Source organism: Amycolatopsis sp. MEPSY49, assembly GCF_051337345.1.
Taxonomy (GTDB): Bacteria; Actinomycetota; Actinomycetes; order Mycobacteriales; family Pseudonocardiaceae; genus Amycolatopsis.
Window position 1 is genome coordinate 1,109,535 of record NZ_JBDLYJ010000002.1, and the last position, 19,761, is coordinate 1,129,295.

17 protein-coding genes are annotated in these 19,761 nt (G+C 72.8%); 12 read left to right on the forward strand and 5 right to left on the reverse strand.

Going from position 1 to position 19,761, the window contains the following annotated elements:
• The first annotated feature begins 131 nt into the window (after positions 1-131).
• Positions 132-2,477: a glycoside hydrolase family 2 TIM barrel-domain containing protein gene (locus tag ABFJ78_RS14275; RefSeq protein ID WP_436386565.1), complete on the forward strand. Its 2,346-nt coding sequence runs from the start codon at positions 132-134 to the stop codon at positions 2,475-2,477.
• Positions 2,478-2,479: 2 nt separating this feature from the next.
• Here the strand turns inward: ABFJ78_RS14275 and ABFJ78_RS14280 are convergent, their stop codons facing one another.
• The gene (locus ABFJ78_RS14280; RefSeq protein ID WP_436386567.1) at positions 2,480-2,839 is read right to left on the reverse strand and encodes a DUF488 domain-containing protein; all 360 of its coding nucleotides are present in this window, start codon (positions 2,837-2,839) and stop codon (positions 2,480-2,482) included.
• Between the two features lie 530 nt (positions 2,840-3,369).
• Here ABFJ78_RS14280 and ABFJ78_RS14285 point away from each other — a divergent pair.
• Both ABFJ78_RS14285 and ABFJ78_RS14290 read left to right on the forward strand, forming a co-directional pair.
• The gene (locus tag ABFJ78_RS14285) at positions 3,370-4,506 is read left to right on the forward strand and encodes a BTAD domain-containing putative transcriptional regulator (RefSeq protein ID WP_436386569.1); all 1,137 of its coding nucleotides are present in this window, start codon (positions 3,370-3,372) and stop codon (positions 4,504-4,506) included.
• Complete coding sequence (locus tag ABFJ78_RS14290; RefSeq protein WP_436386571.1) at positions 4,464-6,305, forward strand: tetratricopeptide repeat protein; 1,842 nt, start codon at positions 4,464-4,466, stop codon at positions 6,303-6,305. The genes ABFJ78_RS14285 and ABFJ78_RS14290 overlap by 43 nt, the downstream gene beginning before the upstream one ends.
• Positions 6,306-6,360: 55 nt before the next feature.
• On the opposite strand, the gene ABFJ78_RS14295 is transcribed toward ABFJ78_RS14290, so the two are convergent.
• On the reverse strand, positions 6,361-7,587 hold the full coding sequence (locus ABFJ78_RS14295) for a phospholipase D-like domain-containing protein (protein ID WP_436386573.1): 1,227 nt from the start codon (positions 7,585-7,587) through the stop codon (positions 6,361-6,363).
• A gap of 129 nt (positions 7,588-7,716) precedes the next feature.
• Here ABFJ78_RS14295 and ABFJ78_RS14300 point away from each other — a divergent pair, with 129 nt between their 5' ends.
• The 4 genes from ABFJ78_RS14300 (at position 7,717) to ABFJ78_RS14315 (ending at position 12,793) form a co-directional block, all read left to right on the forward strand.
• Positions 7,717-9,288: an acyl-CoA synthetase gene (locus tag ABFJ78_RS14300; RefSeq protein ID WP_436386574.1), complete on the forward strand. Its 1,572-nt coding sequence runs from the start codon at positions 7,717-7,719 to the stop codon at positions 9,286-9,288.
• A gap of 200 nt (positions 9,289-9,488) precedes the next feature.
• Complete coding sequence (locus ABFJ78_RS14305) at positions 9,489-9,710, forward strand: hypothetical protein (protein ID WP_155543862.1); 222 nt, start codon at positions 9,489-9,491, stop codon at positions 9,708-9,710.
• A 106-nt stretch (positions 9,711-9,816) separates the two neighbouring features.
• A complete protein-coding gene (locus tag ABFJ78_RS14310) occupies positions 9,817-11,889 on the forward strand; it encodes a putative Ig domain-containing protein (protein ID WP_436386794.1) in 2,073 nt (690 codons plus the stop codon).
• A 46-nt stretch (positions 11,890-11,935) separates the two neighbouring features.
• The gene (locus ABFJ78_RS14315; RefSeq protein ID WP_436386576.1) at positions 11,936-12,793 is read left to right on the forward strand and encodes a GNAT family N-acetyltransferase; all 858 of its coding nucleotides are present in this window, start codon (positions 11,936-11,938) and stop codon (positions 12,791-12,793) included.
• Here the strand turns inward: ABFJ78_RS14315 and ABFJ78_RS14320 are convergent.
• Entirely contained in the window at positions 12,718-13,074 is a 357-nt protein-coding gene (locus ABFJ78_RS14320) for an MmcQ/YjbR family DNA-binding protein (RefSeq protein ID WP_436386578.1), read from the reverse strand. The two genes, ABFJ78_RS14315 and ABFJ78_RS14320, sit on opposite strands and share 76 nt — an antisense overlap.
• Positions 13,075-13,129: 55 nt before the next feature.
• Here ABFJ78_RS14320 and ABFJ78_RS14325 point away from each other — a divergent pair, with 55 nt between their 5' ends.
• A complete protein-coding gene (locus ABFJ78_RS14325) occupies positions 13,130-13,873 on the forward strand; it encodes a fructosamine kinase family protein (RefSeq protein WP_436386580.1) in 744 nt (247 codons plus the stop codon).
• Here ABFJ78_RS14325 and ABFJ78_RS14330 read toward each other — a convergent pair.
• Entirely contained in the window at positions 13,870-14,526 is a 657-nt protein-coding gene (locus ABFJ78_RS14330) for an HNH endonuclease family protein (protein ID WP_436386582.1), read from the reverse strand. The genes ABFJ78_RS14325 and ABFJ78_RS14330 overlap by 4 nt on opposite strands.
• A gap of 82 nt (positions 14,527-14,608) precedes the next feature.
• A complete protein-coding gene (locus tag ABFJ78_RS14335) occupies positions 14,609-15,589 on the reverse strand; it encodes a hypothetical protein (RefSeq protein WP_436386584.1) in 981 nt (326 codons plus the stop codon).
• Between the two features lie 143 nt (positions 15,590-15,732).
• On the opposite strand from ABFJ78_RS14335, the gene ABFJ78_RS14340 reads away from it, so the two are divergent.
• From ABFJ78_RS14340 to ABFJ78_RS14355, 4 genes are all read left to right on the forward strand, one after another.
• Complete coding sequence (locus ABFJ78_RS14340) at positions 15,733-16,557, forward strand: urea carboxylase-associated family protein (protein ID WP_436386586.1); 825 nt, start codon at positions 15,733-15,735, stop codon at positions 16,555-16,557.
• A 101-nt stretch (positions 16,558-16,658) separates the two neighbouring features.
• A complete protein-coding gene (locus ABFJ78_RS14345; protein ID WP_436386587.1) occupies positions 16,659-18,272 on the forward strand; it encodes a sigma-54-dependent Fis family transcriptional regulator in 1,614 nt (537 codons plus the stop codon).
• Between the two features lie 104 nt (positions 18,273-18,376).
• Entirely contained in the window at positions 18,377-19,486 is a 1,110-nt protein-coding gene (locus ABFJ78_RS14350) for an NDMA-dependent alcohol dehydrogenase (RefSeq protein ID WP_436386589.1), read from the forward strand.
• A 16-nt stretch (positions 19,487-19,502) separates the two neighbouring features.
• On the forward strand, positions 19,503-19,745 hold the full coding sequence (locus ABFJ78_RS14355; RefSeq protein WP_436386591.1) for a hypothetical protein: 243 nt from the start codon (positions 19,503-19,505) through the stop codon (positions 19,743-19,745).
• The last annotated feature ends 16 nt before the right edge of the window (positions 19,746-19,761 follow it).

The window sequence follows — 19,761 nt, forward strand, 5'->3', positions numbered from 1 at the left end:
CTGTTCCGTTGTCACCAATCCGGCCGCAGTCACGGCCGATGGCCCTCATAGCAACGGTTACGTGCCGCTGAGGGGGCGGCCTGCTTTGGCCGGATTGGTGACATCGGGGAGCCCGAGCACGGAGGTCGTGGATGGCCGACTCGCAACCGCGGCTGTCCCGGCGCGGGTTCCTGGCGGCCGGCGGGGCCGCGCTGCTCGGCGCCGCCGTCGCCGGGTCGGCCGGGCACGCGGCTCCTGGCCCGGACAGCGCGCGGCTGGGCGATTTCTGGCTGTTCGGGCGGTACACCGACGGCTGCGCCGAGCTCGGCTTCGACGAGATCGACCTCTCCCCCGTGCAGCTGCCCCATTGCGTGACACCGCTTTCGTGGACCGGCTGGGACCCGGCGTCCTGGCAGGACCGGTGGATCTACCGCAAGCACTTCACGGTGACCACGGCCGAGCGCTGCACCGCCCGCTTCGACGGCGTCATGACGAACGCGTCGGTCTTCCTCAACGGCGCGCCCGTCGCGACGCACCAAGGCGGCTACCTCCCGTTCGAAGTGGAGCTGCCCGGGGTCGTCGAAGGCGACAACGTGCTCGCCGTCGTCGTCGACGGGCGGTGGGCGCTGGACGTGCCGCCCAACCTGCCGCACAGCGCGGGCCCGACGGTGATCGACTTCTACCAGCCGGCCGGGATCTACCGCCCGGCGACGATCGGCCCCGTGCCGCGGACCCGGCTGGCCGACGTCTTCGCCCGCCCCGTCGACGTCCTCTCCCCCGGCCGGTCGCTGCACCTCACTTGCACGCTCGACAAGCCCGTCGCGGCCCAGGTGACCGCGTCCGTGCGCCAGGCGGGGCGGGAGCTGGCCCGCGGCACCGCACCCGTGGCCGGCACCACCGCCGAGTTCGACGTCGGCGGGCTCGGCGCGGTCCGGCTGTGGGACGTCGACGACCCGGCGCTGTGCGAGGTCGTGGTCACCGTGCGGTCCGGGGCCGCGGTGCTCGACCAGCGGACCGTGCGGATCGGGTTCCGCGACGCGCGGTTCACCCCGGACGGCTTCTTCCTCAACGGCCGCCGGCTCAAGCTGGTGGGCCTCAACCGGCACCAGTGGTACCCGTTCGCGGGCGGCGCGATGCCCGACCGCGTGCAGCGGCGCGACGCCGAGATCCTGCGGCGCGAGCTGAACTGCACCATGGTCCGGTGCTCGCACTACCCGCAGTCCAGCGCGTTCCTGGACGCTTGCGACGAGCTGGGCCTGCTGGTCTGGGAGGAGATCCCCGGCTGGGGCCGGATCGGCGACGCCGCGTGGCAGCAGCAGAACTTCCGGGACGTGTCGGACATGATCACCCGCGACCGCAACCACCCCAGCGTCGTCGTCTGGGGCACCCGCGTGAACGAGGCCAACGGCACGACGGCGATGTACGGCCGGACCGGACGGCTCGCACGGCAGCTCGACCCGTCCCGGCCGACGAGCGGCGCGCTCGCGAGCTCGACGGGCGCGCGGTTCGCCGGCAGCGACGTCGAAGTCCTGGCCTACAACGACTACACCGCCCGCCGCGGCGCGCCCTTTCAGCTGCGCCCGCCACGCGCGGGAGTCCCGTACCTGGTCACCGAGACGATCGGCACCCTGTCCGGCGCCCGCGCCTACCGCCGGACGGACCCGGCCGCGACCCAGCAGCTGCAGGCCGAGCTGCACGCGAAGGCCCACGACCTGGCGGCCGCGGACGACCGGTACTGCGGGCTGCTCGCGTGGTGCGCGTTCGACTACCCGTCGGGCTGGCAACGGTCGGTGGGCGGGTCGAAGTACGCCGGGGTGTCCGACTTCTTCCGCATACCCAAGCCGGCGGCCGCGTTCTACGCCTCGCAGGGCGACCCGCGGGCGCGGGCGGTCGTCGAGCCGGGGTTCGCCTGGGACTTCACGGCTGCACCCGGTGGCCCGGGGCGCGACGTGACGATCTGGTCCAACTGCGACCGGCTCCTGCTGTTCCTCGACGACCGGCCGATCGGGGAGGCGCGGAGCCGCCGGGCGGACTTCCCGCACCTGCGGTACCCGCCGTTCGCCGCGGACCTGGTCGTCCCGCGTGGACAGCGGCCCCAGCTGCGGATCGACGGCTACGCGGGCGGCCGGCTGGTGGTGTCCCGGCGCTTCAGCGGCGACCGGAGCCGCGACGTCCTGGGCTGCGTCCCGGACGACACCCGGCTGCGGGCGGACGGCGCCGACGCGACCCGGGTGGTGGTGTCGGCGATGGACCGGTTCGGGACGCTGCGCGCGGGGGCGACCGGCAAGGTGACGCTGGCGCTGACCGGACCGGCCGAGCTGGTCGGCGAGCCGGCCCTGGACCTCGGGGCGACCGGCGGGGCGGCGGCGGTGTGGCTGCGGCCGTTCGCCGGGCCGCCGGGAGTGCTGACGCTGACGGCCCGGCACGAGTCCTTGGGCACGGCCACCGCGACCGTGACGACGAGCGCCAGTGGCCCGGAAGGCGGTTCGCGGTCGTGAGCTCAGCCGGCGAGCACTTCGGCGAGCACCGCGGCCTGGCTGATCGCCGGCGACCCGCTCGCCGTCAGCAGCGTCACCGGCCCGCCCGCCGCCAGCTCGCGCAGCCGCTCCAATGCCGCCACCCGATCGGGCTCCCGCAGCTCCGCGCGGTACCGCTCGGCGAACTCCTCGAACCGCTCCGGGTCGTGGCCGTACCAGGTGCGCAGCTCGTCGGAGGGAGCCAGCCCGCGGTACCAGCCGTCCAGGACGACTTCCGTGCGGGCCGTGCCGCGCGGCCAGAGCCGTTCCACGAGCACGCGGACGCCGTCGGCGGGCCCGGCCGGGTCGGCCAGGCGCGCCACCCGGACATCCGTCGGCTGCATGCGCGCATTCTGCGGTGCGCCCGCGCGCGCCGCCACTCCGGAATCCCGCGGCCCGGCCGGAGCTCCCGTGGTGACGTGAATGACTCATTCCTGTCGTGTGGTGACAGGAATGAGTCATTCACGTCGTCCGGAACCGAGGAGTGCCGGTGCGCTCGCCTCACCGAGTGGACGACCGCGGGCTACGGCCGGAAACAGCGGCTGCCCCGGGCAGGGACCGTCCCGGTCCTCACGCCACCGGCCACGATCGCCGTGCTCCGCGCCGGCTACCCCGTCCAGATCGACGACAGCGCCCGCTGAAAACGCGCGAAGGGCCACCACGGCGACCGAGGGGGAAAGGTCTCCGTGGTGGCCCTACCCCCAGCTCGCGCCGCCCGGGTGGGAGCGGCAGCCCGCCGGTCCGCACCGGCGAGCCGAGCCGGCCGTGGACATCGTCGGGGTGGTGTCCGTACCGCCCGGCCAGGATCGCCGGGCGGGCTTGCAATCGGCTTGCAGTACGGTGGTCACCCGCCCGGGTGAACGGAGGTGACGGAGTGCGGTTCCGCGTCCTCGGCACCGTCGAGGCGTCCGTGGCCGGCGCTCCGGTCGACCTCGGCTCCCGCAAGCAACGGCTCGTCCTCGCCGTCCTGCTCCTCGAAGCCGGCCGTCCGGTCCCGCTCGACCGGCTCGTCGACCTGCTCTGGCCGGCCGCTCCCCCGGCGAGCGCGCGCAACACCGTCCAGGCGCTGGTTTCGCGGCTGCGCGCGGTGTTCCGCACCGCCGGCGGCCCCGAACTGGTCACCGAAGGTCCGGGGTACGTCCTGCGCGCCGACCCGGAAGCCGTCGACGTCCACCGGTTCACCGCGCTGGTCCGGCGTGCCCGCGCGGCCGACGACGAGACCGCCGTCGCGCTGCTGGACGAAGCTCTCGCGCTGTGGCAGGGCGACGCGCTGGCCGGCGCCGCGCCCGCCGAACTGGCCGAGCGGCTCCTCGCCGGGCTGAACGAAGCCCGCTGGAGCGCCCTCGAGGACCGGATCGACGCGCAGCTGCGTCTCGGCCGCGGCCGAGACGTCCTCGCTGAGCTGACAGCGCTGGTCGCCGCGCACCCGCTGCGCCAGCGGTTCGTCGGCCAGCTGATGCTCGCGCTGCACCGCGAGGGCCGCACCGACGCCGCCCTGGCCGCCTTCCGCGACCTGCGGATCCGGCTGGCCGACGACCTCGGCCTGGACCCGGCGCCGGAGCTGACCCGGCTGCAGTCGGCGATCCTGGCGGCCGACCCGGCGCTGGACGCCGTCGCCGAACCGGTGCGGCCCGCCCAGCTGCCGCACGACGTCCGCGGCTTCACCGGCCGCGCCGCCGAGCTGGCCCGGCTCGACGAACCCGCCACCGGACCCGGCCCGGACATCCGGGTGCTCACCGGGACGGCCGGCGTCGGCAAGACCGCGCTCGCCGTGCGGTGGGCGCACCGCGTCCGCGACCGGTTCCCGGACGGCCAGCTCTACCTCGACCTGCGCGGCTTCGACCCCGACCACGAGCCGCTGTCGCCGCCGCGCAGCTGCTGCGGGCGCTGGGCACCGACCCGCGGGCGATCCCGCCGGACCCGGACGGCCGGACGGCGCTGTGGCGCTCGCTGCTCGCCGACCGCCGCGTGCTCGTCCTGCTCGACAACGCCCGCGACAGCGCGCAGGTGACGCCGCTGCTGCCGTCGTCGGGCACGGTGCTGGTGACCAGCCGCCAGCGCCTCGGCGACCTCATCGCCCGCACCGGCGCGCGGCCGGTGCCCTTGGCCGTGCTGCCCGCCGAGGACTCGCGGCACCTGCTGGAGACGGTCCTCGGGACACCCGTCGTGGCGGCCGAGCCGGCGGCGGCCGCGGAACTGGCGCGGCTGTGCGGGCACCTCCCGCTGGCCCTGCGGCTGGCCGCGGCGAACCTCGGCGACGCGGGCGGGCTCGCGGACCTGGCCCGCGAACTCGCCGACGGCGACCCGCTCGCCGGGCTGAGCGTCGACGGCGCCGAGGAAAGCGCCGTCACGACGGCGTTCTCCGTGTCCTACCGGGCCTTGCCCGCCGAGCACCGGCTGCTGTTCCGGCGGCTCGCGCTCGTGCCGGGCCAGACGTTCACCGCACCCGCGGCCGCGGCGCTCACCGATGTCCCCGAGGGACGCGCCGGGCAGCAGCTCAAGGCGCTGGCCGCGGCCCACCTCGTCGAACGGCACCTGCCCGGCCGCTACCGCTTCCACGACCTGCTGCACAGCTACGCGACCGGCCGGGTCACGGCCGACGACTCCGCCGAAGCCGGGGACGCGGCCCGGCGGCGGCTCCTGGAGCACTACCTGACGACAGCCGACGCGGCGGGACGCCGGCTGATCCCGCACTTCCTCCGGCTGCCCCGGCCCGAACCGGCCCAGGTCTTCGCCGGCACCGAGGACGCGCTGGCCTGGCTCGACACCGAGTGGCCGAACCTCGCGGCCGCCGTCGAACACGCGAAAGCCCGCGAGTACGCCTGGCACCTCGCCGACGCGCTGCGGGCGTTCTTCCACCACCGCGGCCACCACACGGAGTGGATCGACACCGCGACCACGGCGCTGACCGCGGCGCAGGCCGCCGGCGATCGGCAGGCGCAGGCGGCGATGCGGCTGTCGATCGCGCTCGCCGGCGTCAACAGCGGCCGGTACGCCGACGCGCGCACGCACCTGACGACCGTCCTCGACGCCGGGCTCGCGGCGGACTGGCCGGCCGGGCGCGCGGCGGCGCTCAACAACCTCAGCGCGGTGCACCAGCGCCTCGGCGACCCGCACGAGGCCATTGCCTGCGGCGAGGAGTCGTTGCGGCTGTGCGAAGAGCTGGCCATCCCGGGCGTCACGATGGCGCTGGCCAACCTCGGGTTCGCGTGCGGCCAGGTCGGCGAGCTCGACGCGGCGCTGCGCCACTTCGGCCGCGCGCTGGAGATCGCCGAACGCGACGGCGCCCGGTTCAGCGTGGCCGTGGTGCTGGCCGACCTCGCGCACATCCACCGCGACCGCGGCGACGCCGAAGCCGCCGAGTTCTACGAGCGGGCACTGACGGCCAACCGCGAAGTCGGCTACCAGTACGGCGAAGCGGCGGCGTTGTCCGGCCGGGCGGTGCTGGAGGCCCGCGCGGGCGACGACACGCGCGCTTGGGCTGACGCGGCCGAAGCGGTGGAGCTGACCCGCCGCATCGGCGACCGGGGCACGGAAGCTTCGGCGCTGGCGGCGCTCGGCGAAGTATGCGTCCTGCTCGGCCGGCCGGCGGCCGAGCACCTCACGTCGGCGCTGGACATCGCCCGGGAGACGAGCTTCGCGTGGTGCGAGGCGGCCGCGTTGACCGGCCTGGCCGAGGCGGCGCTCGCCGGCGGGGACGCCGACCAGGCCCGGCTGCACGGTGAAGCCGCGACCAAACTGGCGGCGCGGGCCGGCTACCGCCCGCTCGAAACCCGCGTGGCCCGCGTCCTCGCGAAGCTGCCCGCCTGAGCAGCCTGCCGCGGCTGGTCGTGAGTGGGAAACAGGGTCCCACTCACGACCGCGGTCAGCAGGTGCCGGTGGGCGGGGCCGAGCACTTCGCGCGTGACAGGATCGTCGCGAAGTTGTCCGCGTAGGCCGCACTGATCGCCGGGTTCTCGACCTTGATCAGGATCTCGTCGTTGTCCCGCAGCGCCGCGCCGGAGACGTTGTGCGAGCCGGTGAAGACGATCGAACGGTGCGCGGTCTCGTTGTAGTGCCCGGTGTAGAGCATGTACTTCGAGTGCACGGAGATCTCCCGGCCGTTCACCGTGGTGCTGAACCGCTTGAGCGTGACGTTCGCCTTGCCCTTGAGCGCGGTCAGCGCGGCCGGCTCCATCGTGCCGTAGACGATCCGGACTTTGCAGCCGAGCTTCGCGATCCGCGCCAGCTCGGTGACGACCGGCGTGCGCGAGTCGGCGATGTTGGCCTGCACGACGTCGAGCGCGCAGCCGGACTCGTACTTGGTGATCCACTTGAGCAGCTGCGCCCAGGTGTCGGTGGCGAACTCCTCGGAGTCGCCGCCCGTCGAGTCGGCGCGCGGCGATAGGTAGCTGGTCACGTGGCTGTCCGGCGACTTGTGGTACCCGCCGTTGTCGAAGTAGTCGTTGTTCTTCTTCTGCGCCAGCATCTTCCGGACGTGCCCGAGGTAGAAGCCGTAGAGGTCGGGGTCGCCGTAGGTCAGCAGGGCGTTGTTGAACAGGTTGCCCTGGGTCGTGGTCAGGTTGTGCGAGCCGATGACGACGACGTCCTTCTTGCCCTCGGTCTCGGAGAACATCCACAGCTTGTCGTGGTTGATCGAGTGCGGGCTCCCGTCGTGGGCGATGCAGCCGGTGCTGAGCCCGCCGGGGCCGCAGAACACCAGCTGGGTGAGTCCGGCGGACTTGAGGATCGGCATCGCGGTGTTGGCCGGGTCGTCGTCCGCGCCGCCGTCGATGGCGATCCGCACCTGCACCCCGCGGGCCTGCGCCACCTTGAGCGCCTCGGCGGCCGCCGGCCGGGTCCAGCTGTAGACGGAGAAGTGGATCTCCGATCCGGGCGGCGCGCCGTTGATCAGCTGGACCAGCCGGGTTTCGATCGAGTGGTCGCGGTCGCCGTTCTCCGGCGGGTTGTTGAACAGCGCTTCCATCCCGCTCGCGGCGAGCGGCTCGGCCGCCGTCGCGGCGTTCGCGGCCACGCCGCCGGACAGCGCCACCACCGCGCACGCGGCCGCCGCACCCGCGGCGAGCGCCCGGCGCATTCTCTGGGGAACCATGTCTTCCTCCCTGTCGGTCTCCCCAAGCTCGCAACCCGCCGTACAAGATCCGTACACCCGCCACGTCCCGCCGCATACACGACGAACGGGACACTTGCGCGCCGCCGCGTCGCGATCGAGACTGCCGGGATGGATCAGCACCTCGTCGACCGCGCCCGGCAGCACTCCCTCGGCGACCTGCTCCGCCGCACCGCGCTGCGGCTGCCGGACAAGCTCGCCGTCGTCGACGGCACCACGAAGCTCACCTTCGCCGAGTTCGAGGCCGCCGCCAACCGCTGCGCCCACGCCCTCGCCGCCCGCGGCCTGGCCAAGGGCGACCGGCTCGCGCTGCTGAGCCACAACTGCTTCCAGTACGGCGTCCTCGCCTTCGCCACCGCGAAGCTCGGCGTGCTGCTCGTACCGGTCAACTTCATGCTCGGCGCCGACGAGATCGCCTACATCCTGCGGCACGCCGAAGTCAAAGCGTTCGTCGCCGAGGACGCCCTGGAGCCGACTGCAGCGAAAGCCCTCGAGCTGGCCGAACTGGGTGACGTCGTCCGCGGCCGCATCCCGAAGAACGGCGGCGGCGAATGGGAAGACGTGACCGCCTGGCTGTCCGAAGGGGACGCCGGAGCACCGGACGTCCTCGTCGCCGACGACGACCCGCTGCGGATCATGTACACCTCCGGCACCGAGTCGCGCCCCAAGGGCGTGCTGCTGTCGAGCCGGTCGCTCATCGCGCAGTACGTCTCGTGCGTGATCGACGGCGGCATGAGCGCCGACGACGTCGAGGTGCACTCGCTGCCGCTGTACCACTGCGCCCAGCTGGACTGCTTCTTCTCCGTCGACGTCTACCTCGGCGCGACGAGCGTGATCTTGCCCGGCCCGGACCCGGCCGCGCTGCTCGCCGCCGTCGAGCGGGAGCGCGCCACGAAGCTGTTCGCGCCGCCGACGGTGTGGATCTCGTTGCTGCGCCACGAAAACTTCGACCGCACCGACTTGTCCAGTCTGCGAAAGGGCTACTACGGCGCTTCGGCGATGCCGGTCGAGGTGCTGCGCGAGCTGCGCCGGTGCCTGCCCGACGTCGAGCTGTGGAACTTCTACGGCCAGACCGAAATGGCGCCGCTCGCGACCATCCTGCGTCCGCACGAGCAGCTCGCGCGCGCCGGGTCGGCCGGGCGGGCGTCGCTGAACGTCGAGACGCGGATCGTCGACGACGAGGACAACCCCGTGGCGCCGGGCGAGATCGGCGAGATCGTGCACCGGAGCCCGCACGCCACCCTCGGCTACTACCGCGACGAGGCCAAGACCGCCGAAGCGTTCCGCGCCGGCTGGTTCCACTCCGGCGACCTCGGCGTCGTCGACGAGGACGGCTATCTGTCCGTCGTGGACCGCAAGAAGGACATGATCAAGACCGGCGGCGAGAACGTCGCCAGCCGGGAGGTCGAGGAGGCGCTGTACCTGCTCGACGGCGTCGCCGAGGTCGCCGTGTTCGGGATCGGCCATCCACACTGGATCGAAGCGGTGACCGCGGTCGTCGTTCCGCGAGAAGGCGTCACCCTCGACGCTGCGCAAGTGATCGACCACGCAAAGGCACACCTCGCCGGTTACAAATGCCCCAAGTACGTCGTCTTCGCGGACCGCCTTCCCAAGAACCCCAGCGGAAAGATCGTCAAGCGGGAATTGCGGGAACGACACAAAGGACTCGCGAGCGAGGGCTGAGCCACCGAAAACTCCTTGCGTGGCACGGGAGACCGCGGATACCGTCGGCTGCCCGCCACGGCTTTCCGAGGAACGCGGGACGTGCGTCCCACCAGGGCCGGCGGCCCGGAAACGAGATGTCCGAAAGCCATGGCGCGCGGCGTCCGTCGGGTCTAGTAATGAGGCCGTTCCTCGTTCCCGAACCGCGAAAGGAATCTCCCGTGTCCGTTTTCCTCGCCGTCCTGCTCGCCCTGGGCGCCGGGCTGTTCGTCGGCAGCCGTGTCCACAGCGCCCGCGAGGCCCGCGCCAACTACTCCGCCTACCGGGCCCGGACCGCGAAGGGCTTCGGGGAGATGATCCGCTCCGGCGTGTCCGCCCTCCTCGCCGTCGCCGGCGCCCTCGTGCTGCTCTTCATCCTGCTGAACGTGCTCCAGCAGGCCTGACGCGGAACCCGACTCATGGCGGGTTGTTGCCGTCCCGGCGGCAGCGCACGCTTTCCCCTGGCCCCGACGGGCGGGGCCGGGAAAGGACTCCCCCATGAGATCGAGGGTGCTTTCTGCTGCGCTCAGTGCGGCCATCGGCCTGCTGGGCACAGTCGTCGTCGCCGCGCCGGCCCAGGCCGCCGCGGTCTGCGGTGACCAGGTCGTCGGCAACGGCGGGTTCGAGAGCGGCACGGCGCCGTGGATCCAGACCAGTGGCGTGATCTCCGCCGCCACCACGGCGGAGCCCGCGCACGGCGGGACGATGGACGCCTGGCTGGACGGCTACGGCAGCACGCACACCGACACCCTGTCCCAGTCGCTGACGCTGCCCGCCGGCTGCGCGTCGGCGACGCTCTCGTGGTGGGCGCACGTCGACACCAAGGAGACGACGACCTCCACCGCCTACGACAAGCTGACGGTGCAGGCGGGATCCGACACCCTCGCGAGTTACTCCAACCTCGACAAGAACACCGGGTACGTCCAGCGCACGGTCGACGTGTCGCGCTACCTGGGCCAGACCGTCACGCTCAAGATCACCGGCGCCGAGGACTCGAGCCTGGCGACCAACTTCCTCCTCGACGACTTCTCGCTGACCACGACCGGGACGTCCGACCCGCAGTCGCCGGTCGTGACCTCGCCGGGCGCCCAGTCGAGCGCCGTCGGCCAAGCCGTGTCGCTGCAGGTCCAGGCCGGTGACCCGCAGCACGACGCGCTCACCTACACCGCGACCGGGCTGCCCGCCGGGCTCGCCATCGGCGCGAGCACGGGCAAGATCACCGGCACCCCGGCCACGGCCGGGACGTCCTCGGTGACGGTCACGGCCAAGGACCCGGCCGGCCACAGCGGCAGCGCGACGTTCGGCTGGACGGTCACCGCCGCGCCCGCGGACTCCACCCGCACCCCGATCAACCCCGCCTACACGGTCAACCTGACCTCGAACACCGCCGGCACCACGTGGACCGGCCACCAGAGCGTCAGCTTCACCAACGGCTCGGCGACCGCGCTGCCCGAGGTCTACCTGCGACTCTGGGACAACTACCACGGCAGCTGCCCGACGACGCCGATCACGGTCACGAACGTCACCGGCGGCACGCCGGCCGCGCTGAGCGTGAACTGCACCGCCATGAAGATCACGCTGCCTTCGCCGCTGGCGCAGGGGCAGTCGGCGACCATCGGGTTCGACCTGGGCATCGTCGTGCCGAGCGGCGCCGACCGGTTCGGCCACGACGGCGCGTACAACATGATCGGCAACGCGCTGCCCGTGCTGGCGGTCCGCGACGGCGCGGGCTGGCACCTCGACCCGTACACCAACAACGGCGAGTCCTTCTACACGGTGATCGGCGACTTCGACGTCACGCTCGTGCACCCGGCGTCGCTGCTGACCCCGGCCACCGGCACGTCGACCGAGACGACCAGCGGCACGACGACCACCACGCACGCGGTGGCTCCGAAGGTGCGCGACTTCGCGTGGGCCGCCGGGCCGTTCGCCAAGATCACCACGACGTCCGGCAAGGGCGTGCGCGTCAACGTCTACTCGGTCAGCGGGATCTCGACCAGCAGCGCCAACCAGATGCTGACCTTGGCCGCCGACTCGATCGACGTCCACTCGGGCCGCTTCGGCGACTACCCGTACGGCGAGGTCGACGTGGTGCTGGACAACAACTTCTGGTTCGGCGGCATGGAGTACCCGGGCTTCGTGCTCGACCTCGTGTCGACCACGGCGCTCCCGCACGAGCTGGCGCACCAGTGGTTCTACGGGATCGTCGGCGACGACGAGTACACCTCGCCGTGGCTGGACGAGAGCTTCACCGACTACGCCACCGACCTCTACCGCGGGGTCACCGGCAGCGGCTGCGGCATCACGTGGCAGTCGAGCGCGGAGAAGCTGACCAACTCGATGGCCTACTGGGACGCGCATTCGTCCCGGTACTCGACGGTCGTCTACAACTACGGCAAGTGCACCCTGCACGACCTGCGGCGGCTGATCGGCGACCCGGCGATGGCGAACCTGCTCAAGTCGTACGCGCAGTCGCACTGGTACGGCGTGTCGACCACGGCCGAGTTCAAGGCCGCTGCGCAGGCGGCGGCCGGGTCGACCGACCTGACGTCGTTCTGGGCCGCGCACCGCGTGGAGGGCTGACGAAATCCGGTTGGAGTTCCCCGTCCGCGTCCGCCAGTCTGGGGACATGGACGGGGAACGGCTCTTCTGCGGCACCGCGCTCGCCGCGCGCATCGAGCGCGCCGAAGCCCGGTTGATCGCCGAAAGCAGCGACGCCGCCCGAGCGCGGCGCGGGGACTCCGTGGGGTTCGCGCGTCCGCTCGCCGGCGGCGTCGCGAGCTTCGCGGAGGCGGATTCGCCGTTCAACAAGATCGCCGGGCTCGGCTTCGACGGCCTGCCCGACGCTCTCGACGAGGTCGAGCAGGCCTTCGCCGAGCTGGGCGCGCCGGTGCAGGTCGAGCTTGCGCAGCTCGCCGACCCCGCGGTGGGGGCGTTCCTCACCCGGCGCGGCTACCACCTGGAGTCGTTCGAGAACGTGCTCGGCCGGCGGGTCGGCGAGTCGTCCGCCCCCGACGGCGTGCGGCTCGCCGGCGACGACGAACTGGAAACGTGGCTGGCCGAGATCGCCGACGCGTTCGCCGTCGCCGACATCGAGGGCGTGCCGTCGCACGAGGACTTCCCGCGACAGACCGTGATCGACGCGATGCGGGACATGGCCGGCGTGCGGCGCTACGTCGCCGAGCGCGAGGGCGAGTTCGCCGGCGGGGCGAGTTTCCGCGTCACCGACGGGATCGCGCAGTTCACCGGCGCCGCCACCGTGCCGCGGTTCCGGCGCCGCGGGGTGCAGACGGCCCTGCTGCGGGCGCGGCTCGCGGCGGCCGCCGAGGCCGGGTGCGACGTCGCCGTCGTCACGACGCAGCCGGGGTCGAAATCGCAGCAGAACGTGCAGCGGCAGGGGTTCGACCTGCTCTACGCGCGGGCGATCTTGGTGAAGGGCGTCTCCTCGACGAGTTCGTCGGGCGCCGACAGCCGCCACGCCTCGTAGAGGAGTTCGGCCAGCTCGTCGGCGTCGATCTTGTCGAGGTACACCACGACCCAGCCGAAGCCGCCGGCGGTGAACTGGACCTCGAAGACGTCGGGCCGCTCCGCGACCAGCGCGAGCTGTTCGGAGATCTCCTGCTTGAGACCGACGGTCCGGGTCCGCGGCCAGAAGTAGCCGAACCGCTTGCCGCGCACGCTGAACGACGAGTAGTCGCGTGCCTCCGACCGCTGGACCTCCGCCAGCCGGCCGAGCAGCGATTCGAGTTTCCGGACCGTGACCGTCACCTGTCGCTCCCCCTGTCTCCGGCGACCACCGTAGCGCGCCGGTACCGTGCGGGACATGAGCGATCCGCGTGACGTCGTGGTCAAGCGGGGGCACACCCCCGGCGCGACCGCCGCCGAGGCCGCGGGCCTGCGCTGGCTGGCCGCGACGGCCACGGTCCCGGTACCGCTCGTCCGCGGCCAGGACGACGACACGCTCGTCATCGACCGCGTCCCGGCCGGGCGTCCGTCCCCGGCCGCGGCGGAGCGCTTCGGCCGCGGGCTGGCCCGGCTGCACGCGGCCGGCGCGCCGGCGTTCGGCTCGCCTCCCCCGGACGGGCCGGCCGACGCGTGGATCGGGCTCGCGCCGATGGCGAACGTCCCGGCCGGAGACTGGGCGTCGTGGTACGCGTCGGACCGGGTGCTGCCGTACGTCCGGCGGGCCGTCGACGCGGGGACGTTGGACGCTTCGGAGGCGGCGGTGTTCGAGCGCGCCTGCGCCCGGATCCCGGCGTCGGCGGAGCCGCCCGCGCGGCTGCACGGCGACCTGTGGACCGGCAACGTCCTGTGGGACGGGCGCGAGGCGTGGCTGATCGACCCGGCCGCGCACGGCGGGCACCGCGAGACGGACCTGGCGATGCTGCACCTGTTCGGCTGCCCGCACCTCGACCGCGTCGTCGCCGCGTACGACGAGGAAGCGCCCCTGGCCGACGGGTGGCGCGACCGGATCGGGCTGCACCAGCTGTTCCCGCTGCTGGTCCACACGGTCCTGTTCGGACGGTCGTACGCCGGCCGGGCGCTCGCGGCGGCGCGCTCGTTCTAGCAGCGCTGCAGCATGGTCTCGAGAGCCGTCTTCTCCGGGACGGTGATCGTCAGGCCGTAGTTGCTCTTGACGACGATCCAGTCCGTGGCGTAGGTGCACCAGTACGAGACGAGCGGCGGCTTCCACTGGTCGGGGGCCTTGTCGCTCTTCTGCTCGTTGAGGTTGTCGGTGACGGCGTGCAGCTGCGGGCGGATCAGGTCGTTCGCGAACTGCTCGCGGCGTTCCTGGGTCCACTTCTTGGCGCCGCTGACCCAGGCCTGCCCGAGCGGAACCATGTGGTCGATGTCCACATCGGACGCTTTGTGCCAGGTTTCGCCGTCGTAGGCGCTGACCCAGGTACCGGACTTCGGGGCGCAGTCGGCGTTGGTGGTGACGTCCTTGCCGTCGCGCTTGAGCACCTGCTCGCGCGTGTCGCAGGCGCCGTCGACCTTGTCCCAGTGCGGGAACTTGTCGCGGCTGTAGCCGTCCATGGTGCCGCGCACGGCGATCGGGAGCTTCGCCAGCTGAGCCCGCGCTTCGGCGGGCGCGATGGGCGGAGCCTGCTGCGTGCCGGTGGGCCGGCTCCCGGCGGCGAGCCCGTCCGGCACCTTGCAGCCGGTGAGGGAAACGCCGGTGAGGACGGCCAGCAGGACGAGCGCTCGGGTGCGCGGCATCGTGAACCCCTTTCACGTCTACCGGGAGGTGCCCAAGCGGAGTCGCGGAGAAACGGTGCAGATGGCGTAGTTGGCGCGAACTTTACGAGCCGTGGAAGACCTGCGCGACGAAAACCGCGGCGATGACCCCCACGGTGACGAGCACGGTGAGGACGAAGAGCAGCGCCCACGGCACGAGCCGGATGGGCCGTTGCCGCGGGAAGACGGCTTGACCGCGCTGGACGGGGATCTGCGGGAGGGGCTCCTCGTCGGCCGTGGGCGGTGGCGGCGGCGGATCGGGCGCGACCTGGACGACGGCGGGCAGCACGGGCAGCCGGGCGGGGATGCGCGCGGGGAAGCCGTCGGCGAGGAGGGCCGACCGGGGCGGGGCCAGGTGGGCGAGGGAGAGGGCGTAGCAGGCGTCGAGGACGTCGTCGGCCGACCAGACGGTGCGCCAGCGGTTGTGCTGCCCGATGATCCGGCGCAGGCCCCGAGGATCGGCGAGGACGACGGCCACGTCGGGGACGGATTCGGGTTCGCGGGGGTGCGGAACGGCTGCCAGTCCGGTTTCGGCCGTCATGTCCGGCAGTCGCTCGTGTGATCCGGACTCCGGTCGCGGGTCGTCCGCCGACCGAGGCTCGGGCAGCCCGGCCACCAGTTCCTCGTGGCCGCCAAGCCCGGGCTCGATCGCCACCGAATCCGCCGCCGGCTCGGCCAATCGTCCGCCCAGATCCGCCTCGGAGATCGGGGGCACGACCGCGACCAGCCCCGTCACGTACCGCCCGCCGTCATGTGCGGCCAATGCCCCCTTCGCCGCCGCGACTCCCGCTCCCGCTCGCTCCTCCGGCCCCGGCGACACGCCCACCCCCGGCTCGTGCGCCGCGATCACCACCACGCCCGATCGGGTGAACACCAGCGCGTCCACCACCCGGGGACCGCGGCGGCTCGGGACCGTGATCCCCGCCAGTGCCAACCCCGTCAGGTGATCCGGACCCCGGCCCCACGAACGCAGCAACCCCACGAGGTGCTCCGCGGCGGCGGGCAGGCGCCGCTCGTCACCGGTGCGCTGGAAGGCCACGAGCACCGCCGCACACTCCTCCCACGAGTAGAGCTCCCTCGACGGTAAGAGCGGACCCGCCGCCGCCCCAGCAGCCGAACGAGTGATCGAACACCACCGTGCGTAGCCGGGCATGCTGGAACCGCATCCGCACGCACGAGGGAGACACGATGCCCCCAGCCGCCTACCAGGGCCGCGCGCTCGACGTCGACCGGGACTTCTACCGGCGGCTCGCCGAGGACGACGGCCGGGAGCTCGTCGACGCCTTCGAAGTCCCCATCCGCTCGGGCCGCGCGTGGCGCGTGCCCGCGGGTCACCTCTGCCGGCTCAAGACCGTCGACGGCCCGCAGGTCGGCGACCTCAACCTGTGGAACGCCGCCGACCCCCGCGAACGCTTCTGGGCCGCGCGCACCCGTCAGCTGCAGCGCGCGCACGTCAGCACGTTCGACCGGCTCTGGTCGACACTGCCCTTCCTCCGCCCGCTCGCGACGATCACTGCCGACACCCTCGAAAACTACGGCGAAGACTCCGACGGCGGCCGGGTGCACGACCTGCTCGGCACCCGCTGCGACCCGTACGTCAACCGGATGCTCACCGGCGAGGACTTCGACTTCCACTGCCACTCGAACCTGGTGCGCGCGGTCGCGCCGTTCGGGCTGACCGAGTTCGACGTGCACGACGTCCTGAACGTCTTCCAGTGCACCGGCCTCAACGACGAGGACCGGTACTTCATGAAGGCCTGCCCCGCCCGCCCCGGCGACCACTTCGAGTTCTTCGCCGAGCTGGACCTGCTGTGCGCGCTGTCCACCTGCCCGGGCGGCGACCTGTCCATCCCGCTCTGGGGTCCGGGCGCCCGCGACCCGATCGACGTCTGCCACCCGATCGGCGTCGAGGTGTTCAAGCCGCGCGACGGCCTGCTCGACGGGCGGCGCGAACCCGAGCGCGCCGCCTACCGCGGCCTGCACGGCGTCCGGCTGCCGGAGTGGGGCGCGTAACCCCTGTGCCGCAACGGATTCCGCCGGGACGGTGCACCGCACTTGCGCCGCGTGTGATGATGGCAGTCCGGGGACACCGATCGGCTCGGCGAGGAGTGCGAGTGGACCTGCGGACCGAGATCGCGCAGTCGTGGCGGCGGGCGGAGCTTTCCGGGCTCTCGCCGGCGTCGTCGGTCGAGCGCCTGGACGTCGCCGACGTCGACAGCCGCAGCCGGCTCCTGCGGGCCGCCTCGCCGGTGCTGGACGAGCTGGCCCGGCAGCTGGCCGGGACGCGCTTCTGCGTCGTGCTGGCCGACGACGAGTGCCGGATCGTGGCCCGCCGGTTCAGCGAGCGGTCGGTCGAGCTGGCGCTGGAGAACATCAGCGCGGTGCCCGGCTGCCAGTTCCTGGAGGAGCGGACCGGCACGAACTCCCTCGCGACGCCGTTCGAGACCCGCCGCGGCGTGTCCGTCGACGGCGACGAGCACTTCCTCGAAGCCATGAAGCAGTTCACCTGCTACGGCCACCCGGTGGTGCACCCGGCGACGCGGCGGCTCGCCGGCGTCCTCGACATCACCGGCCCGGCGGGCGACGCGAACCCGCTGCTCGGCCCGTTCCTGCGCCGCGCGGTCGCCGACATCGAACGGCGGCTGCTCGACGGTGCGAAGCTCGCCGAGCAGCAGCTGCTGGCCGCGTTCCAGTCGGTGCAGCACCGGGCGTGCGCGGTGCTGGCGCTCGGCCAGGACGTCGTGCTCGCGAACACGGCGGCGACCGAGCTGGTCGACACGGCCGACCACCGGCTGCTGCGGGAGCTGGGCCGCACCCGGCGCGGGCTCCGGCGGCTCCGGCTGACGTCGGGCACGCCGGTCGAGGTGCGCGTCGAGGCGGTGTCGGCGAACGCCGGGCTGCTCTTCGAGCTGGCGCCGGTGCGGACGTCGAGCCCGGTCGTGTCGCGCCCGCGAGCCGCGCGCGGCCTCTTCCCCGAGCAGATCGACGAGCGGCTCCGCGGCGCGGGCCGGGCCCGCCGGCGCGTGCTGATCTCCGGCGAGCCGGGCGCGGGCCGGACGACGGCGGCGCGCGTCGTCGCCGGGGACGAGCCGCTGCACGAGTTCGACGCGTCCGACGTCGTCGCCGGCGAAGCCGAGTGGTGCGCGCGGGTGGAGGCGGGGGCGTCCATGCGCGGCCTGCTCGTGGTGGACGGCATCCAGCTGCTGCCCCCGCTGGCGGCGGTTCGCCTCTCCCGGCTGCTGGACACGACGACGGCGTGGTTCGCGCTGCTCAGCGGTCCACCGGCGGACCTGCGCGGCGAGCAGGCGACCCTGGCGGCGCGCATGCACCGGCGGATCGAGCTGCCTCCACTGCGCGAGCGGCGCGACGAGATCCCGGCGATCGCCCGTGCGCTGCTGCGCGGTTTCGGCGACTCCCTCCGGCTGACCCCGGGCGCGCTGGAACTGCTGGGATCGCAGCAGTGGCCGGGCAACCTCCGCGAGCTGGCCGGAGTCCTGGCGGGCGCGGCCGACCGCCGTTCGGCGGGCGACCTGACGGCGGAGGACGTGGCACCGGGCTGTGCGGAGACGGCCCCGGGCGGCGCGCTGAGCGGCTGGGAGCAGGCGGAGTACGACGTGATCGTCCGGACGCTGCGAGCCTGCGACGGCAACAAGGTCCGGGCGGCCAAGCAGCTCGGCATCAGCCGCTCGACGCTCTACAACCGGATGCGCGCCCTGCGGGTCCGCTGAGCCCGAGCGCCCCGGGTGTCCGGGATTTGGACACTCCGTCCCCTCCCCCGCTCCACACAATCGAGGCAACGCAGAGCGCACCGCCGCACGTGGAGGAGATGGCCGTGAAAACCAAGGCAGCCGTACTGTTCGATGCCGGCAAGCCGTTCGAGATCATGGAGCTGGACCTCGACGGCCCGGGTCCCGGCGAGGTGCTCATCAAGTACACCGCCGCCGGGTTGTGCCACTCGGATCTGCACCTGATCGACAACGACCTCGTGCCGCGCTTCCCGATCATCGGCGGCCACGAGGGCGCCGGGATCGTCGAAGAAGTCGGCGCCGGCGTGACCAAGGTGCAGGCGGGCGACCACGTCGTCTGCAGCTTCATCCCGAACTGCGGCACCTGCCGCTACTGCTCGACCGGCCGCCAGAACCTCTGCGACATGGGCGCCACCATCCTCGACGGCCACATGCCGGACGGCACCTTCCGCTTCCACGGCGGCGGGCAGGACTTCGGCGCGATGTGCATGCTCGGCACGTTCTCCGAGCGCGCCACCATCTCGCAGCACTCCGTCGTCAAGGTCGACGACTGGCTGCCCTTGGAAACCGCCGTCCTGGTCGGCTGCGGCGTCCCGACCGGCTGGGCCACCGCCAACTACGCCGGCGGCGTCCGGGCCGGCGACACCACCGTCGTCTACGGCATCGGCGGCATCGGCATCAACGCCGTGCAGGGCGCCAAGCACGCCGGCGCGAAGTACGTGGTCGCGGTCGACCCGATCGAGTTCAAGCGGGAGACGGCGCTCAAGTTCGGCGCCACCCACGCGTTCGCGACCGCGGCCGAAGCCGCCGAGAAGGTCACCGAGCTCACCTGGGGCCAGCTGGCCGACCAGGCGCTGATCACCGTCGGCACGGTCGACGAAGACGTCGTCAGCGAGGCGTTCAACGTCGTCGGCAAGGGCGGCACGGTCGTCATCACCGGCCTCGCCAACCCCGAGAAGCTCACCGTGCACGTCTCCGGCGGCGTCCTGACGCTGTTCGAGAAGACGATCAAGGGTACGCTGTTCGGCTCGGCGAACCCGCAGTACGACATCGTCCGGCTGCTGCGCCTCTACGACGCCGGGCAGCTGAAGCTCGACGAGCTGGTGACCCGCAAGTACACCCTCGAGCAGGTCAACGAGGGCTACCAGGACCTGCGCGACGGCAAGAACATCCGCGGCGTCATCGTCCACGAGTGACCCACCGGAGTCCACAGTGGACCTCGACGCGTCGTACCGGATGAACCCGCTGGTGACCCTCGACGCGCTCGTCCACGAGCGCCGGGAAGGATGCCTGCTCGACGCTCCGGACGTGGTCCGGTTCGCCCGCGCCCTGGCGATGCACGCGACGGCCCGCGACGCGCTCGACGCCGCGGAGCTCGCCGAAACCAGCCGGGCCCGGCTGGTTTCGGCGCTGGCCCACCTGGCCGCCGCCGGGATCATCGTCACCGACCCGTGAACCGGGCGGGTGGCCA

Bases quoted from the DNA above. Each gene is read 5' to 3' on its own strand.
- ABFJ78_RS14325 (WP_436386580.1), top strand. From the start codon at position 13,130: ATGAGCGATCCGCGTGACGTCGTGGTCAAGCGGGGGCACACCCCCGGC.
- ABFJ78_RS14275 (WP_436386565.1), top strand. From the start codon at position 132: ATGGCCGACTCGCAACCGCGGCTGTCCCGGCGCGGGTTCCTGGCGGCC.
- ABFJ78_RS14280 (WP_436386567.1), bottom strand. From the start codon at position 2,839: ATGCAGCCGACGGATGTCCGGGTGGCGCGCCTGGCCGACCCGGCCGGG.
- ABFJ78_RS14340 (WP_436386586.1), top strand. From the start codon at position 15,733: ATGCCCCCAGCCGCCTACCAGGGCCGCGCGCTCGACGTCGACCGGGAC.
- ABFJ78_RS14300 (WP_436386574.1), top strand. From the start codon at position 7,717: ATGGATCAGCACCTCGTCGACCGCGCCCGGCAGCACTCCCTCGGCGAC.
- ABFJ78_RS14315 (WP_436386576.1), top strand. From the start codon at position 11,936: ATGGACGGGGAACGGCTCTTCTGCGGCACCGCGCTCGCCGCGCGCATC.
- ABFJ78_RS14295 (WP_436386573.1), bottom strand. From the start codon at position 7,587: ATGGTTCCCCAGAGAATGCGCCGGGCGCTCGCCGCGGGTGCGGCGGCC.
- ABFJ78_RS14330 (WP_436386582.1), bottom strand. From the start codon at position 14,526: ATGCCGCGCACCCGAGCGCTCGTCCTGCTGGCCGTCCTCACCGGCGTT.